Genomic DNA, 16549 nt, shown 5'->3' with positions numbered 1-16549 from the left:
ACGCCCGAAATCCCGGATACCTTCGGCTTATTACCCTCATCCAATATCCTTTATTCCCTATGAAAAAGCTGCTGATAATCGCATTGCTGAGTTTTGGTCTGCTGCCGCTGGCGCACGCCCAGTTTGGCATCAAAGGCGGGCTGAACGTGGCCGAGATGACCGGCCGCGACGGCGAAAGCGCCTCGTATAAGCCCTTTTACCATGTCGGGATTTTCTATCAGGCCAATATCCTGGGGCCGCTGTCCATTCAGCCCGAGGTGCAGTATTCGGTGGCCGGCGGCAACCTAAAATCGGCCATCACCAACTACGACAGCGAGTTGCATTACCTCACCGTGCCCATCCTGGCCAAGCTCACCCTGGGGCCGGTGTTTGTGGAGGCCGGGCCACAGTACGGCGTGCTCCTCAGCGCCAACCAGTCAGGCCAGATGCAGGTGGGCTTCACCGCCGATGGCCAGCCGATGTACGGCAACCAGTCGCGGTCGGCCAGCAGCCAGTTTAAGCGCAACGATTTTAGCGTAGTAGGCGGTGTAGGGCTGAAACTGGCCAGCGGCTTCTCGCTGGGCGGCCGCCTGGTAGCGGGCCTCAACGATATCAACGACGCCAAAAACCTGTCCGGCATCAACGACCCGCGCCTGCAAAACCGGGTGTTCCAGGTGTACGCGGCGCTACAGTTTGGCGGGAAAAAGTAATGTAGCGTGGACTCTGCGAGTCCGCGAGCGAGCGTAGCGAGCAATGGGATTCGCGCCAGATGCGCCAGATGCTTGATGTTCGCTACGTTCACTCGCGGACTCGCAGAGTCCACGCTACATGCTAAATCGCGTCCGACAGGCTCGTGAACGTGAAGTCCCGGATTTTCAGCGGCGGAATCAGGCAGCCGGCCAGGCGCTGGGGGCGGCCGATGGCCTCGATATTATTCAGCATAATAATCGGGCTTTCGTTGAAGCGCAGGTTTTTGATGGGGAATTTGATGGCCCCGTTTTCGATGTAGAACGTCCCGTCGCGGGTGAGGCCGGTGTAGAGCAGCGTCTGCGGGTCGACTTCGCGGATGTACCACAAGCGCGTGACCAGAATGCCTTTGGCGGTGCTCTTAATGAGCTCGGCGGTGCTCTGGGTGCCGCCCGCCATGATGAAGCCGCTGGGGAAAGCCGTGGCGGCCTGCTTGTTTTTCTCGGCCCAGAAGCGCGAGTAATACAGCTGCTTCACCACGCCTTTTTCAATCCAGCTCAGGCGCTTGGTGGGCAGGCCGTCGCCGTCGAATGCGCTGCCGGGCACCTCGGCATTCATCGGGTCGGAATATATGTTGATGCGCTCATCGAAAAGCTTTTCGCCCTTGCGGTTGCCGCCGCCTTTCTTGGTCATGAAGCTGCGGCCCTCGTCGGCCGAGCGGGCATCCAGCCCATACATTAGCCCGCCGAGCAACGACAAATCACCGCCGTCCATCAGCGCGGCCGGCTCCAGAATCACGGTGTATTTGCCGGGCTCAATGGCCTTGGCGTTCACCGAGCCCAGGGCTTTGTCGGCGGCGCGCTGCGTCAGGGCTTTGGCGTTGAGCTTGGCCGGGTCCGTCACGTCGGCAATGGCGTAGCCCGAGCCGCGCCCGTCGGCCGTGCGGACCGTCACTGAAAAATCGGTGTTGGTGGACTGTTGGTAGGCCTCTAGGCCCTTGGAGTTGCGCAGGGCCTGGAAGCGGGTGCCGCCGTCGAGGAAGCCGGCGGCGGTGAGGTTTTTGGCGGCGCACAGGGCCATGCTGTCGGCGGCGGCCTGGGCACGGGTGGCGGCCGTGAGCAGCGTGGTGGCCGTGGAGGGCGGGCTCACGTAGGTTTGCGGGCCGAGCAGGGGCACGTATTCGGGGCTTTCGGGGGCGAGCTTCGCGATTTCCTCGGCCCGCTGCACGCAGCGTTTCAGGGTGGCGCCGTCGAACTCGTTGCAGGTGGCAATGCCGCTGCGCTTGCCAAAGCGGCTTTCGACGGCCAGCGACACGGAGTTTTGCGCGCCGGCCGTGCTCACGCTGTTGCGGGCGTAGCGGATGTTGCCGGTGGTGCGCCCGTTCAGTGACACCGCGCACTCGTCGGCAGTGCTGTAGCTGAGGACTTTCTTGAGTAAAGCCTGGGCTTCGTCTTTGGAGAGAATAGCCATGATGATTTGCAGAAATGTGGGGGAAGGAATAGGCTAAACTTTGCGGGCCGTATTAATCACGTTCACGCCATTAAAGCGCGTGGTGGCCGAGCCGTGGCTCACCGACGACACCTGGGCCGGCTGGCCCTTGCCGTCGAAGAAGGTGCCGAACAGGCGGTAATCCGACTGGTCGCACGAGCCCGCGCAGGCCCCCCAGAATTCCTGGGTGTTCGACTGGTAGGCCACGTCTTCCAACTGCTCGGTGATTTTGCCCTTCTCAATCGCAAAAAACAGCTGCCCGCCAAACTGGAAGTTGAAGCGTTGCTGGTCGATGGAGAACGAGCCCGCGCCCGCAATGTAGATTCCTTTGTCCACGCCCTTCACCATTTCGTCGGGACTCATTTTGGCGGTGCCGGGGCGCAGGCTCACGTTGGGCATGCGCTGGAACTGCACGTCTTCCCACGACTGCGCGTAGGCGCAGCCGTCCGATTCCTTCTGGCCCACGATGTGCGCCTGGTCCCTGATTTTCTGGTAGTTCACCAACTTGCCGTCCTTGATGAGGTCCCACTCGCGGGTTTTTACGCCCTCATCGTCGTAGCCTACGTTACCCACCGAGCCGGGCTGTAGCTTGTCGGCCACGATGTTGACTTCCTTCGAGCCGTAGGGCAGGTTTTTAGCCTTCCATTCCAGCGTGGCAAAGCTGGTGCCGGCGAAGTTGGCCTCGTAGCCCAGCACGCGGTCGAGCTCCGTGGGGTGGCCGACGGATTCGTGAATTGTGAGGCCCAGATGCCCGGGGTCGAGCACCAAATCGTACTTGCCGGGCGTGACGGATTTCATCGTCAGCTTGGCCTTGGCCTGCCGGCCGGCCAAGGCGGCATCGGCCAGGATGTCGTAGCGCAGCTTGTAGCCGATGGTATCGGTGCCCTGCGGCCCGCGCACCTGCTCGGCCGCGCTCGGCGTTAGGTATTCAAAACCCAGCCCCACCGGTGCGCTCAGCGACTCCCGCGAGCGGAACTTGCCCGATTTGGTATCCACTGCCGTGGCCGAGAAGGTGGGCCAGAGCCGGTGAATATCCTGGTCGATGTACGACCCGTCGGTGCTGGCGAAATACTTCTGCTCATTCACCTGAAACAGAGCTGAGTTGATGTAGCTGGCCCCGGCATCGAGCGCGGCGGCGTTGGCGGCCAGCAGTAAATCCACTTTCTGCTTGATGGGCACCTCGAAGGCGCTTTGCTGAATGGGCGTTTTCCAGCTCACCTCGCCGTAGCCGGTTTGCGCGGCCAGCTGCACGGGCTCCTTCATTACCAGGCGGTTGGCTTTGGCAATGCTCACGGCCTCGCGGGCGGTGGCGGCCAGGTTGGCCTCCGTCACGACGCTCGTGGAGGCGAAGCCCCAGCAGCCCGCTACCAGCACCCGGATGCCCACGCCGTAGCTCTCGGTGCTCACGATATTCTGCACCTGCTTCTCGCGGGTGAACACGTACTGGTTCAGTGAACGGCCGATGCGCACGTCGGCGTAGTCGGCCCCGGCGGCTTTGGCGGCGTTCAGGGCCGAGTCGGCGAGGCGCTTTTTGATGGCCACGTCGGCGCCCGGCTCCAGCAGGCGGGCGGGGTCGACGGGCGTGTGGCCGAAGCCCGGCAGGCTCGGCAGAAACAGAGCTCCGGCAGCAAGGCCGGTGAGGCCCACAAAGTCGCGTCTTTTCATAGGTTGCAGAGGGAAAAAGGTGTAGCGCGGACTTTCAGTCCGCGAGTGAATGGAATGAATTCAGGCGGCCGCGTACTCGCGGACTAAAAGTCCGCGCTACAAGCTACGGCGTGAGCATGGTGCCAAATGCGCCTTTCTGCTCGAAGGATTTCATGACTTGCTCCTCCAGCGGGGTGCGTTTCACCACCGCGTTGTTTTGCCAGAAAACGGGGTCGTAGGTGGTTTTTTTGATGGCAACCAAATCGACGGTGCCGCCTTTGGCAGGGGTATAGGTCACGCCCGTCTCGGGGATGGGGCGGCCGTTGTAGAAGTAAGTAAAGGACGAGGCATCGATGGGCAAGTTGCTTTTCAGCGGCCGGCTCATCGAGGTCTGGTAGTTGACTTTCAAGTACTCCAGAGCCGCGGCACCACCTGATACGGGCCTAAATACCCATTCCACGCGCGTCAGCTCGTCGTGGAATTTGAACATGGGATTGTTCGACTTGGTGTGCAACTGGGTCGTTTCGAGCCGCAGCCGCAGTACCTGGTGCGTAGCCGCGTCGATAATGATAGTGCCCTGCCGGGTACGGGAGGTGGGGTCCTTGCTCACGCAGCTGATTTCGGCCAATTGCTGTTCGCCATTCTGCGTCAGGCTCAGCAATTTGAGTTGGAACTTATCGGCTGGGTGCAGGCTAATGATGCCCTTATTGCTGGTGCTGTCTTCGGCTGTATCGAAAAAGGTGACTGCTTTGGTGTAAATCGAAAAATCGTTGAAGGCAATCGAGGCCTTTTTCTTCGCGAAGCGCCCCTGCGCGAGTGCCGTACCCTCGACCCGGGCATTGCTGGTTTGGGCGTGCCACACCATCTCCTGCACTTCGGTAGGGTCGCCGTCAAGTTTGGTTATCTGGCGGTAAAAGGCTTGACCGTAGGTTTTCTGAGTGTTGGTGCGCTGTAATTCGCGGTAAGCGCTTTTGATGAGCTCCTCGGTGTAAGTGCCCGTCGTCACTTCGGGCAGCTCCACAGCCGCCGGTTGCAGGCGCACCAGCAGCGGCGCGGCGGCGGCCACGGCCACCGTGTCGCGCCGGTGGCCCAGCTCTGAAATTACCAACCGGCCCGGCAGCAGCGTCTTTAGTTCAAACTCGCCCTCGGCGTTGCTGGTGGTGCCGGAAGTAGAATTAAGCACCGAAATACTGGCGTAAGGTACTGGCTGGCCGGTGGCGGCATCCAGGATTTTGCCGGTCAGGCGCTGCGCGGCGGCGGGTAGGAAGGCAGCCGCCAGCAGCAGGCCGGCTAACAACGGGTACTTCATAGCAGAAAGGAGGAGAGGAGGCCGCAAGATAAGAGCGGAGAGTTAGTAGCCAACCGTGCAGATGCGGCAGGCTGCTGGGAAGTTGCTCACGCCTTATCAGGAAAGTAAAAAGCCACCAGCCTGTATCGACCGGTGGCTTTCAAAAATATGCGTTTTCAACGTCGTTCACGCGCGGACTCGCAGCGTCCACGCTACAAATTACACCGCGTCCGACAAGCTCGTGAATGTGAAGTCCCGGATTTTGAGTGGTGGCACCAAATTCCCGTTCAACCGCACCGGCTTGCCGATGGCCTCCAGGTTATTCAGCATAATGACCGGGCTTTCGTTGAAGCGGAAATTCTTCACCGGAAACTTGATTTGGCCGTTTTCGATGTAGAACGTGCCGTCGCGGGTGAGGCCGGTGAAGAGCAGCGTCTGCGGGTCGACGGGCCGGATATACCACAGGCGCGTGACGAGAATGCCCTTGGCCGTGCCCTTGATGAGGTCGGCGGTGCTTTGGGTGCCGCCTTCCATAATCCAGCCGTTGGGCCGGGGCAGGTCGGGGATGCCGGCCTTCTGCGCCCAAAAGCGACTGGAATACAGGTTTTTCACCACGCCCTTTTCAATCCAGGTGGTGCGCTGCTGCGGCCGCCCGTCGCCGCTGAAAGTCAGGTCGCTGATTTCCGGGTTCAGCGGGTCTGAGTAGATGGTAACCCGCTCATCGAAAAGCTTTTCGCCCTTGCGGTTGCCGCCGCCTTTCTTGCTAAGGAAGCTGCGCCCTTCGTCGGCATTGCGGGCATCGAGGCTCTGCATGAGCGCGCCGATGAGCGAGGTATCCACGTTGGAAAGCAGCGCATTCGGCTCCAGAATCACGGTGTATTTGCCGGGCTCGATGGCCCGCGCCTTCATCGAGGAAGCGGCTTTATCGGCCGCGATTTTTGTGAAGCGGGCCGCGTCCATCTTGGCCGAGTCCACATAGTCGCCCGAGGCATAGCCCGAACCGGTGCCATCCGGCGTGCGCACCGTCACCGAAAACGTGACGTTGCTCACCTGCTGGTAAGCTTCCAGCCCCTTGGAGTTGCGCTTGGCCACGAAGCCGTGCGAATCATCCAGAAAAGCGGCCGAGCTCAGCTTGCGTTGGTCGCAGAGCGCCATGCTGGCTCCAATTTGGGCGGCTCGGTAGTCGGGCGTGATGCCGGCCGTGGCCGCCACGAACGAGCGGCTGCCATCGAGGTACTGCTGCGGCCCAAGCAACGGCATGTATTCCGGGCTTTCGGGAGCGAGACGGGCGATTTCCTCGGCCCGCTGCACGCAGCGGCGCAGCGTGGCCTCGTCGAACTCATTGCAGGTGGCGGTGCCGGCGCGCTTGCCGAAGCGGCTTTCCACGGCCAGCGACACGTTGTCGGAGGCTCCCGCCGTGCTGATGGAGTTGCGTGCCGAGCGCACGTTGCCGCCGGTGTTGCCGCTCAGCGTGGCGTCGCACTCATCGGCGGTGCTGAAGCTGAGGACTTTTTTAAGGATGGTCTGGGCTTCGTCTTTGGAGAGAATGGCCATGAGGAATGTTTGCGTTTTGGGTGTTGAGGGCTGAGTGAATATCAGTCCCCTCCTCAGCTGAGGAAGGGAGACGTTTTACCCAATTTTCCGCGCCGTATTAATCACGTTCACGCCGTTGAACCGCGTGGTGCTGCTGCCATGGCTCACCGCCGAGCTCTGGCTGGGCTGGCCCTTGCCATCATTGAAAGCGCCGAAGAAACGGAAGTCGCTTTCGTCGCAGGTGGCGGCGCAGCTGTTCCAGAATTCCTGGGTGTTGGCCTGGTAAGCCACGTCTTCCAGCATTTCGGTGATTTTACCCTTCTCGATGGCGTAGAAGACCTGGCCGCCGAACTGGAAGTTGAAGCGCTGCTGGTCGATGGAGAAGGAGCCGTTGCCGGCGATGTAAATGCCCTTGTCCACCTTGCTCACCAGCTCGTCCACGCTCAGCTTGGCTTTGCCGGGCTGCAGGCTCACGTTGGGCATGCGCTGGAACTGCACGTCCTGCCACGACTGCGAGTAGCAGCAGCCGTCCGAATGGTCCTGGCCCACGACGTGCGCCTGGTCCCGGATTTTCTCGTAGTCCACCAGCCGGCCTTCCTTAATCAAATCCCAGCGGCGGGTTTTTACGCCCTCGTCGTCGTAGCCCACCGCGCCCAGCGTGCCGGGCGTCACCTTGTCGGCCACAATGTTCACCACTTTCGAGCCGTAGGGCAGGCCCTTGGCCTTCCACTCCAGCGTGGCGAAGGAAGTGCCCGCGTAGTTGGCCTCGTAGCCCAACACGCGGTCGAGCTCCAGCGGGTGGCCCACGCTTTCGTGGATGGTCAGGCCCAGGTGGTGCGGGTCGAGCACGAGGTCGTACTTGCCGGGCGTGACGGACTTGGCGGTCAGCTTCTGCTTCACCTGCTTGGCGGCCGAAGCCACGTCTTCCAGCATGTCGTAGCTGTTGCGGTAGCCGATGATGTCGGAGCCCGCCGGGCCGGCCACCTTGTCGGCTGCTTTGGGCGTGAGGTACTCGTAGCCCATGCCCACGGGCGAACTCATGGCCTGCCGCGAGCGGAATTTGCCGCTGGCCCGGTCAATGGCCGTGACCCCAAACGTGGGGTAAATCCGGTGTACATCCTGGTCGATGTACGAGCCGTCGGTGCTGGCAAAATATTTCTGCTCGTTCACCTGAAACAGCACTGAGTTGATGAACGACACGCCCAAATCCAGCGCCTTGGCGTTCACGCCCAGTAGCAAATCCACCTTGTCCTTGATGGGCACCTCAAACGCATTCTGCTGAATGGGGGCTTTCCAGCTTACCTCGCCGTAGCCGGCCTGCGGGGCCAGTTGCACCTTTTCCTTCTGGACTTTCGAGTTGGCCTTGGCAATCTGCACGGCCAGCTGGGCGGCTTTGGCGATGCCCGCCTCGGTCACGTTGTTGGTCGAGGCGAAGCCCCAGGTGCCGTTGGCAATCACGCGCACGCCCACGCCGTAGCTCTCGGTGCTGGCGATGTTCTGCACCTGCTTTTCACGGGTAAAAATGCCCTGGTTGAGGTAGCGGCCGATGCGCACGTCGGCGTAGCTGGCCCCGGCGGCCTTGGCGGCGTTGAGGCCGGCATCGGCGAGGCGTTTTTTCAGGGCCACGTCGGCCCCGGGTTCCAGCAGGCGGGCGGGGTCCACAAGGCTGCCGCCCAGGCTGGGGAAGCTGGGGAGGAAGAGGGCCCCGGCCGCCAAGCCGGAAAGTCCCACAAAGTCGCGTCTTTTCATAAGGTTGAATGTAGCGCGGACTTTGTAGTCCGCGATTGAAGGCTAATGAATAAGTGAATGATGCACAGGCTCGCGGACTACAAAGTCCGCGCTACACCGCGTCCGAGAGGCTGGTGAAGGTGAAGTCCCGAATCTTGAGCGGCGGTACGAGGCTGCCGTTCAACCGCACCGGTTTGCCCAGTGCCTCCAGGTTATTCAGCATGATGACCGGGCTTTCGTTGAAGCGGAAGTTTTTCACCGGGAATTTAATGACGCCGTTTTCGATGTAGAACGTCCCGTCGCGCGTCAGGCCGGTGTAGAGCAGCGTCTGCGGGTCGACGGCCCGAATGTAGTAGAGGCGCGTCACCAATATGCCTTTGGCCGTGCCCTTGATGAGGTCGGCCGTGCTCTGGGTGCCGCCGGCCATCATCCAGCCGCCGGGGGGCGGGATGTCCGGCACGCCCGATTTCTGGGCCCAGAAGCGCGAGGTGTAGAGGTTTTTCACGATGCCCTTTTCCACCCAGGTCACTTTCTGCTGCGGGCGGCCGTCGCCGGCGAAGGTCAGGTCGGGCACGTCGGGGTGGGTGGGGTCGGAGGAGATGGTGACCCGCTCGTCAAATACCTTTTCGCCCTTCTTGTTGCCGCCGCCTTTTTTGCTCAGAAAGCTGCGGCCCTCGTCGGCGTTGCGGGCATCCATCGCGCCCATCATGTTGTTGAGCAAATCGATGGCGGCGGCCGGCTCCAGAATCACGGTGTACTTGCCCGGCTCGATGGCCTTGGCATTGACTGACGATGCCGCCTTATCAGCGGCAACCCGCGTCAGCCGGGCCGCGTCAAACTTCGCCAAATCGGTATAGTTGGCAATGGCGTAGCCCGAGCCGGTGCCATCGGCCGTGCGCACGGTGATGGAAAAATCGACGCTGCTCACTTGCTGGTAAGCCTCCAGGCCCTTGGAATTGCGCTTGGCCACGAAGCCCGCCGAGTCATTAAAGAAGCCGGCGGAGCTTAGCTTTTTCGTCTCGCACAGCGCCATGCTGGCCCCAATCTGCTCGGCCCGGTAATCCGGCGTAATGGCGGCCGTGCGCGCCGCAAACGAGCCTGGCGACGTCAGGTAGGTTTGTGGCCCCAGCAGTGCCACGTACTCCGGCGACTCCGGCGCGAGCCGGGCAATTTCCTCGGCCCGCTGCACGCAGCGGCGCAGGCTGGCCTCGTCAAACTCGTTGCAGGTGGCGAGCCCGCTGCGCTTGCCAAAGCGCGACTGCACGGCTAGCGATACGTTTTCGCTCGCCCCGGCGGTGCTGATGGAGTTGCGGGCCGAGCGGACGTTGCCGCCCGTGCTGCCGTTCAGGGTGGCCTCGCACTCATCGGCGGTGCTGAAGGCGAGGACTTTTTTGAGGATGGTTTGGGCTTCGTCTTTGGAGAGCATGGCCAGGGATAGTTCTACTGTGGAGTTGCTAAATGAATTTAGACCGTCATGCCGAGCGCAGCCGAGGCATCTCGCGTAGGGAGTAATTCAATTGTAAAAAAGGATTAGTGTTGGCACGCGAGATGCCTCGGCTGCGCTCGGCATGACGTTCAGGTGTTACCCAATTTTGCGGGCGGTATTTATCACGTTTACCCCATTAAACCGCGTCGTGCTGCTACCGTGGCTCACGGCCGAAACTTGGCTGGGCTGGCCCTTGCCGTCGAAGAACGAGCCGAACAGCCGGTAGTCCGATTCGTCGCAAATCGCGGCGCAGGAATTCCAGAATTCCTGGGTGTTGGCCTGGTAGGCCACGTCCTCAATCATGCCCGTAATCTGTCCTTTTTCGATGGCGTAGAACACCTGCCCGCCGAACTGGAAATTGTAGCGCTGCTGGTCGATGGAGTAGGAGCCGCGCCCGGCGATGTAGATGCCTTTATCCACATTTTTAATCAGCTCATCCACGCTCAGCTTGGCTTTGCCGGGTTGCAGGCTTACGTTGGGCATGCGCTGGAATTGCACCGAATCCCAGGAATCGGCGTAGCAGCAGCCGTCTGATTCGGCCTGGCCGACGATGTGGGCCTGGTCGCGGATTTTCTCGTAGTTCACCAGCGTACCATCTTTGATGAGGTCCCAGCGCTTGGTTTGCACGCCTTCGTCGTCGTAGCCCACCGCGCCCAGCGAACCCGGTTGCAGCTTATCGGCCACGATGTTCACCAGCTTCGAGCCGTAGGGAATCTGCTTGGCCTTCCACTCCAGCGTGGCGAAGGAAGTGCCCGCGTAGTTGGCCTCATAGCCCAGCACGCGGTCCAGTTCCAGCGGGTGGCCGATGCTTTCGTGGATAGTGAGGCCCAGGTGGTTGGGGTCGAGCACGAGGTCGTACTTGCCGGCCGTGACGGACTTCGCGGTGAGCTTTTCCTTTACCTGCCTGGCGGCCAGGGCGGCGTCTTCCAGCATGTCGTAGGAGTTGCGGTAGCCGATGAGGCCGGTACCCGCCGCGCCCGGAATCTTGTCGGCGGCCTGGGGGCTGAGGTACTCGTAGCCCAGGCCCATCGGCGCGCTCAGGGCATCGCGGGAGCGAAATTTACCGCTGGCCCGGTCGATGCCCGTGACCGAAAACGTGGGCCAGATACGATGCACGTCCTGGTCGATGTAGGAGCCGTCGGTGCTGGCGAAATACTTCTGCTCATTGATTTGGAAGAGCGAAGAGTTGACGAAGCTCGCGCCGTTGTCGAGAGCCTTCGCGTTGGCGGCCAGCAGCAATTCCACCTTTTGCGCCACCGGCACTTCAAAAGCGTTCTGCTTGATGGGCGTGTGCCAGGTTACCTCGCCGTAGCCGCGCTGCGGGGCCAGCTGCACCTTCTCCTTCTGCACTTTGGCGTTGGCCTTGGCGATGGACACGGCCAGTTGGGCGGCTTTGGCGAGACTGGCTTCGGTTACCACATTGGTGGCCGCGAAGCCCCAGGTGCCGTTGGCCAGCACCCGCACGCCGGCCCCGAAGCTCTCGCCGCTGGCGATGTTCTGCACCTGTTTTTCGCGGGTGAAAATGCTCTGGTTGAGATAGCGGCCGATGCGGACATCGGCGTAGCTCGCGCCGGCGGCTTTGGCGGCGTTCAGGGCCGCGTCGGCCAAGCGTTTTTTCTGGGCGGGGTTGAGGCCGGGCTCTAGCAGGCGGGCGGCGTCTACGGGCGTGCCGCCGAGGCTGGGGAAGCCGGGCAGGAACAGGGCCCCGGCGGCCAGGCCGGACAGTCCTACAAAGTCGCGTCTTTTCAAAAGAGAGTAGGGATTCGGGTGATAGGGAAAGCAGATTCGTAAAGATGGGACGAAATCTTAATGAAAAAGACAGGAAGGCAAGGCGAATGTTGCAAGGGCGTACCGTGGACTCTGCGAGTCCGCGCGTGGACGGTCAATTCCCACTAATCCTATTCTGCCCGTTACCTTTCGCACCATTCCCTTCCCGCCCACACGCGGACTCGCAGAGTCCACGGTACATTCCCGCCATGCCCGTCGAAACCCACTACCGCGCCTGCAACCTCTGCGAAGCCATCTGCGGCCTCGAAATCACCCATGAAAACGGCCAGGTGCTTAGCATCGTCGGCGATGCGCGGGACCCCTTCAGCCGGGGCCACATCTGCCCCAAGGCTGTGGGCCTGAAGGATATTTACGAGGACCCCAACCGCCTGCGCCGCCCCCTGAAGCGCACCGCCGACGGCTGGCAGGAAATCGAATGGGAAACTGCCCTCGATGAAGTGGCCGCCGGCCTGCGCCGCCAGCGCTCCGCCCACGGCCCGCACGCCACCGCCTGGTACGCCGGCAACCCCAGCGTACACAACTCGGGCACGCAGCTGGCCGCGCCGGGCTTTCTGCGGGCACTGGGCTCGCGCAGCCTGTTCTCGGCCTCTTCGGTCGACCAGCTGCCGCACCATTTCGCGGCCTGGCAGCTCTACGGCCACCCGCTGCTGCTGCCCGTGCCGGACCTCGACCGCACCGACCACTGGCTCATCCTCGGCGGCAACCCCTTGGTAAGCAACGGCAGCCTGATGACCGCGCCCGACGTGGCCAAGCGCCTGCAAGCCATTCAGGCCCGCGGCGGCAAAGTGGTGGTAGTGGACCCGCGCCGCTCCGAAACCGCCGCCAAAGCCGATGCCCACCACTTCATTCGCCCCGGCACCGACGTGTTTTTGCTATTGGCCATGACGCAGGTGTTGTATGCGGAGCAGCTGCTGAAACCGGGGCGGCTGGCGGAATTCACCGACGGCATCTCCGAGCTTGGTGCGGCCGTGGCGGATTTTATGCCCGAGCACGTTAGCGCCATTACGGGCATCGCGCCGGTTGATATCCGCACGCTGGCGCGGGAGCTGGCGGCGGCTGAAAGGGGCGTGATTTACGGCCGGGTTGGCGTGTCGGTGCAGGAGTTTGGCGGGCTGTGCCTGTGGTTGATAAATGCGCTGAACCTGCTCACGGGGCACCTCGATGAACCGGGCGGCTACATGTTTGCCACGCCCGCGCTGGATATTCTGGGCAAGCCGGGTATCTACACGAAGTACGACCGGTACCGGAGCCGGGTGCGGCAGGCCCCCGAGTTCATGGGCGAGCTGCCGGTGGCCTGCCTGGCCGAGGAAATGCTCACGCCCGGCGATGGCCAGCTGCGGGCGCTGGTCACGAGCTGCGGCAACCCGGTACTCTCTACGCCCAACGGCGCGCAGCTCGACACCGCCCTGGCCGGCCTCGATTTCATGGTTTCCATCGACATCTACCTCAACGAAACCACCCGCCACGCCCACTACATCCTGCCGCCCGCCACCGGCCTCGAAACCGCGCACTACGACGTGAGCTTCCACGCCCTGGCCATCCGCAACACCAGCCGCTACTCCGAGCCGCTGTTCGACAAAGGCCCGGATGCGCGCTACGACTGGGAGATTTTCGAGGGCCTGCGCCAGCGCCTAGAAGCCGACGAGGCGTTCGATGCGGCCACCGCGCCCGCCCCCGAAAACCCCGAAACCAAAATCGACCTCGGCCTGCGCTACGGCGCCTACGGCCGCACCGGTTTATCCCTTTCAACCCTCCGCGAAAATCCCCACGGCGTTGACCTCGGCGAGTTGCACTCGCGCCTGCCCGCCGCCCTGCGCACCTCAACCCAGCGTATCAATCTGGCTGCCCCGCTGTTCCTGGCCGACCTTGACCGCGCCCGTCGCATGCTGGCCGCCGCGCCCGTGGCGGCCGAGAATCAGCTGCTGCTCATCAGTCGGCGCGAGCTGCGCTCCAACAACTCCTGGATGCACAACCTGCCCCGCCTCATCAAAGGCCGCAACCGCTGCACCCTGCAAATGAACCCCGAAGACGCGGCCACTCGCCAACTCGCCGACGGCCAGCCGGTGCGCGTACGTTCCCGCGTGGGAGAAGTGGAGCTACCCGTCGAAATCACGTCCAACCTCATGCCCGGCGTGGCCAGTATGCCCCACGGCTACGGCCACGCCCGCCTCGGCACGCGGCTGGCCGTGGCGCAGGCCCACGCCGGGGTCAGCATCAATGACCTGACCGATGATGCCCGGCTCGATGAGCTGACGGGCAACGCTGCGCTATCGGCCGTGCCGGTGTGGGTAGAGAGGTGTTGAATGTTGAGGGCTGAATGAGAAATGGATAAGCCCCGGAAAAGCGCCTGTAACAGGCGTTAATCCGGGGCTTATTTAACTCAAAACGCAACCTTCAAAACGTATTATTTCGTGGGCCGCCACGAAAGCGTCATGCCCGAGGCACCGTTGCCGAAGTAGGCCGGAGCCATGCCAATGTCGCGGCCGATGGACTTGCGGCCCCAGCGGTTGCGGTGGCTCAGGTAGGCTAAGTGGGCGGAGAGGATGCCGAAGCCCGCGCCGGCCACCACGTCGCTCTGCCAGTGCTTGTCGTTAATCATACGCAGGGCGGCCACGCTGGTGGCAATGGTGTAGGCACCCACGCCGTACCACTGGCTTTTATCCCGAAACTCGGTATGCACGATGCTGGCCGCCAGAAATGCCTGCGCCGTGTGCCCCGAGGGAAACGACAGGTTGTCCATCTGGTTCGGCCGGGTTTCGCCGCGTAGGTACTTCACCGCAAAAGTGGAGGCCAGCATGATGGCCTCACCCTTGGCAATGATGAGCAGCGTGTTGATGCGGTCGTTGCGAGACTCCACGCCGGCCAATGCTACGGCCCCGAGCTCAAGGTAGGGCAGGAAAATCACGGTGTTGTCAATCATCGTATTGACCGGCCGAAACTGTTTCCGCACGAACTCCTGACTGCTGTGGTTGATACCCCCATCGCCTTGGGCCGTAATGGCCCCGTAGGTTATCAGCACGGCGGGAATGGCCACCGCCTTGAACAGCTTGCTCTTGAAAAAGGGAGCCTTCACCCCCGAAGAAACGCCGCCGGGGTTTTGATATTTTTCGGTCGTATCGGCACGGGTCGGTTTGACCTGGGCCTGAACCGGATGGAGCGCACCGAATAATAGCGTAACGGCGGCAAAGCGGGTAATTAAAAAGGAGCGCATGAAAGAAAAAATGGAGTCGGATAAATGGCGAGTTCGTTATTACGCACCCAATAACATAAACGTAACGTTGGATTCTGGTGAAAATCTTAATCAGCTGATTTGACGCTGATTGTTGTTGCAAAAAAATCCCCGATTGGTTAGCGGGGATTTTCAAATCTGTGCGAAATCTGTTGATTCAGTGGCTATTCCCAGCCGCCGCCCAAGGCCCGTACCAATGCCACGCTGGCCCCCAATAAATTGCTCTGCGCCTGCGTGAGCAGCGTGGCCGCGTCTAGTGTCTGGCGGTCGGCATCCACCACTTCGAAGTAGGTGGTGAGGCCGGCGCGGTACCGCTCCTTGGTGAGGGCGCTGGCGAGGCGGGCGGCGCGGTAGGCCCTCTGGCGGGCCGCCGCCTGGGCTTGGTACTGGCGCACGTCGGCCTGGCTGGTTTCCACCTCCTCAAACGCCACCAGGGCGGCTTGGCGGTAGTCGGCCACCAGGGCTTCGGCTTCGGAGCGGGCCAACTGCTCGTTGGCACGGTTGCGGCCACCGTTGAAAACGGGGATGCTCACGCCGCCGCCCACGTAGTAGGTGTAGTTATCGGCCACGCGGGCCAGGTCACCGATTTTGGCGCTTTGGGGGCCGAGGTAACCGTTGAGGCGCACGGTGGGCAAGCGCGTGAGTTTGGCCACGTCCACGCGGGCGCTGGCGGCGGCGAGGCGGCGCTCGGCCTGCTGCAAGTCGGGCCGGCGGGCCAGCAGCGACGCGGGCAGCGAGGCCGGCACCACCGGCGCGGCCAGCGGCCCGGCCTGCGCCGCCACCGCGAAACCGCTGGCCGGCTGACCCAGCACCGTCGCCAGCGAGGCTTCGAGGCCCAAGCGCTGCCGGCGGGTTTCGATGACGCTGGCATCGACGTTGGCCAACTCGGTTTCGGCGCGATGCACGGCAATCTCATTATCGACGCCGGCCTGGTAGCGGGCGCGGGTCAGCGCCAGGCTGCGCTGGCGGTCCAGGCGGGCGGTATCAAGCACGAGCAACTGGGCATCGAGCCCGCGAATGTTGAAGTAATAAGTCGCGGCATCGGCCGTGAGGGAAAGCAACACGGTGCGGCGGTTGGCTTCCTGCACCTGCGCATCGGCCTCGGCGGCCCGGATGCTGCTGCGAATGCGGCCCCACACGTCGAACTCGTAGCTGGCGTTGATGGGGATGTAATACTGGGTCTGAATGATACCTAGGTTGTTGGTAGCCACCGGAAACGGCAGCGGCCGCAGCCCCGAGAGCCGCGAGCGGTACACCTGCGGGTCCACCGTGACGAGGGGCGAGCGGTAAGAACTGGCCACCCGCACGTTGGCGCGGGCTTCCTCCACGCGGGCCAAAGCGGCTTGCAGGCTAAAGTTCTGGGCGGTGGCCTGCTGCTCCAGCGTGTTCAGACCGGCATCGTTGAAGAGCGTCCACCAGCTGGCGGGCGCGGGCGGGTTGTCGACGGTGGGCGGCGTGCTGCTGGCCACGGCGGCCGGCGGCGTGGCGGCGGTGAGGCTGTCGGCCGTGTTTTTCCAGGCCACGGGCGTGGGCAGGCTGGGCGGCGCGTAGCTGGGCGGCCGCACGCAGCCGGCCAGCAGCGCGATGAGGAGAAAAGGGGAGAGGCGGAGGGTCATTGCGGAGGGGCATTTCGCCCGGTCGGACCGCCCTAAGCGGTCCGACCGGTTATCGTCAGGCGGCATCGTTATTACTTCAACCG

11 protein-coding genes are annotated in these 16549 nt (G+C 62.6%); 2 read left to right on the top strand and 9 right to left on the bottom strand.

The window, feature by feature from the left end; genetic code table 11:
* Nucleotides 1-59 precede the first annotated feature (59 nt).
* Complete coding sequence (locus ACVWYF_RS03550; protein ID WP_457064677.1) at nucleotides 60-689, top strand: porin family protein; 630 nt, start codon at nucleotides 60-62, stop codon at nucleotides 687-689.
* A gap of 121 nt (nucleotides 690-810) precedes the next feature.
* Here the strand turns inward: ACVWYF_RS03550 and ACVWYF_RS03545 are convergent, their stop codons facing one another.
* The 7 genes from ACVWYF_RS03545 to ACVWYF_RS03515 all read right to left on the bottom strand — a co-directional run bounded on the left by ACVWYF_RS03545 (nucleotide 811) and on the right by ACVWYF_RS03515 (nucleotide 11582).
* Nucleotides 811-2136, bottom strand: a complete 1326-nt coding sequence (locus tag ACVWYF_RS03545) for a TldD/PmbA family protein (RefSeq protein WP_457064674.1) — start codon at nucleotides 2134-2136, stop codon at nucleotides 811-813.
* A 33-nt stretch (nucleotides 2137-2169) separates the two neighbouring features.
* Complete coding sequence (locus tag ACVWYF_RS03540) at nucleotides 2170-3819, bottom strand: TldD/PmbA family protein (protein WP_457064672.1); 1650 nt, start codon at nucleotides 3817-3819, stop codon at nucleotides 2170-2172.
* A 103-nt stretch (nucleotides 3820-3922) separates the two neighbouring features.
* Nucleotides 3923-5107 carry a carboxypeptidase-like regulatory domain-containing protein gene (locus tag ACVWYF_RS03535; RefSeq protein ID WP_457064670.1) on the bottom strand — a complete coding sequence of 395 codons (1185 nt, stop codon included), beginning with the start codon at nucleotides 5105-5107 and terminating at the stop codon, nucleotides 3923-3925.
* Nucleotides 5108-5305: 198 nt separating this feature from the next.
* Nucleotides 5306-6640 (bottom strand): TldD/PmbA family protein, encoded by a 1335-nt coding sequence (locus tag ACVWYF_RS03530; protein WP_457064668.1) that lies wholly within the window; start codon nucleotides 6638-6640, stop codon nucleotides 5306-5308.
* 75 nt (nucleotides 6641-6715) lie between these two features.
* A complete protein-coding gene (locus tag ACVWYF_RS03525; RefSeq protein WP_457064666.1) occupies nucleotides 6716-8368 on the bottom strand; it encodes a TldD/PmbA family protein in 1653 nt (550 codons plus the stop codon).
* A 91-nt stretch (nucleotides 8369-8459) separates the two neighbouring features.
* Nucleotides 8460-9779 carry a TldD/PmbA family protein gene (locus ACVWYF_RS03520; RefSeq protein ID WP_457065083.1) on the bottom strand — a complete coding sequence of 440 codons (1320 nt, stop codon included), beginning with the start codon at nucleotides 9777-9779 and terminating at the stop codon, nucleotides 8460-8462.
* A gap of 150 nt (nucleotides 9780-9929) precedes the next feature.
* Nucleotides 9930-11582, bottom strand: a complete 1653-nt coding sequence (locus tag ACVWYF_RS03515; protein ID WP_457064664.1) for a TldD/PmbA family protein — start codon at nucleotides 11580-11582, stop codon at nucleotides 9930-9932.
* 227 nt (nucleotides 11583-11809) lie between these two features.
* Between ACVWYF_RS03515 and ACVWYF_RS03510 the strand changes: the two genes are divergently transcribed.
* Nucleotides 11810-13924, top strand: coding sequence for a molybdopterin oxidoreductase family protein (locus ACVWYF_RS03510; protein ID WP_457064662.1), 2115 nt, complete (start codon nucleotides 11810-11812; stop codon nucleotides 13922-13924).
* A 101-nt stretch (nucleotides 13925-14025) separates the two neighbouring features.
* On the opposite strand, the gene ACVWYF_RS03505 is transcribed toward ACVWYF_RS03510, so the two are convergent.
* On the bottom strand, nucleotides 14026-14832 hold the full coding sequence (locus ACVWYF_RS03505) for a phosphatase PAP2 family protein (protein WP_457064660.1): 807 nt from the start codon (nucleotides 14830-14832) through the stop codon (nucleotides 14026-14028).
* A 182-nt stretch (nucleotides 14833-15014) separates the two neighbouring features.
* Nucleotides 15015-16466 (bottom strand): efflux transporter outer membrane subunit, encoded by a 1452-nt coding sequence (locus tag ACVWYF_RS03500; RefSeq protein WP_457064658.1) that lies wholly within the window; start codon nucleotides 16464-16466, stop codon nucleotides 15015-15017.
* Between the last annotated feature and the right edge of the window lie 83 nt (nucleotides 16467-16549).

Source organism: Hymenobacter sp. UYAg731, from assembly GCF_054061335.1.
This window is presented reverse-complemented; position numbering and strand designations above follow the sequence as displayed.

Coding starts and splice junctions, on each gene's coding strand:
- ACVWYF_RS03550 (WP_457064677.1), top strand. CDS start 60: ATGAAAAAGCTGCTGATAATCGCATTGCTGAGTTTTGGTCTGCTGCCG.
- ACVWYF_RS03545 (WP_457064674.1), bottom strand. CDS start 2,136: ATGGCTATTCTCTCCAAAGACGAAGCCCAGGCTTTACTCAAGAAAGTC.
- ACVWYF_RS03540 (WP_457064672.1), bottom strand. CDS start 3,819: ATGAAAAGACGCGACTTTGTGGGCCTCACCGGCCTTGCTGCCGGAGCT.
- ACVWYF_RS03535 (WP_457064670.1), bottom strand. CDS start 5,107: ATGAAGTACCCGTTGTTAGCCGGCCTGCTGCTGGCGGCTGCCTTCCTA.
- ACVWYF_RS03530 (WP_457064668.1), bottom strand. CDS start 6,640: ATGGCCATTCTCTCCAAAGACGAAGCCCAGACCATCCTTAAAAAAGTC.
- ACVWYF_RS03525 (WP_457064666.1), bottom strand. CDS start 8,368: ATGAAAAGACGCGACTTTGTGGGACTTTCCGGCTTGGCGGCCGGGGCC.
- ACVWYF_RS03510 (WP_457064662.1), top strand. CDS start 11,810: ATGCCCGTCGAAACCCACTACCGCGCCTGCAACCTCTGCGAAGCCATC.
- ACVWYF_RS03505 (WP_457064660.1), bottom strand. CDS start 14,832: ATGCGCTCCTTTTTAATTACCCGCTTTGCCGCCGTTACGCTATTATTC.
- ACVWYF_RS03500 (WP_457064658.1), bottom strand. CDS start 16,466: ATGACCCTCCGCCTCTCCCCTTTTCTCCTCATCGCGCTGCTGGCCGGC.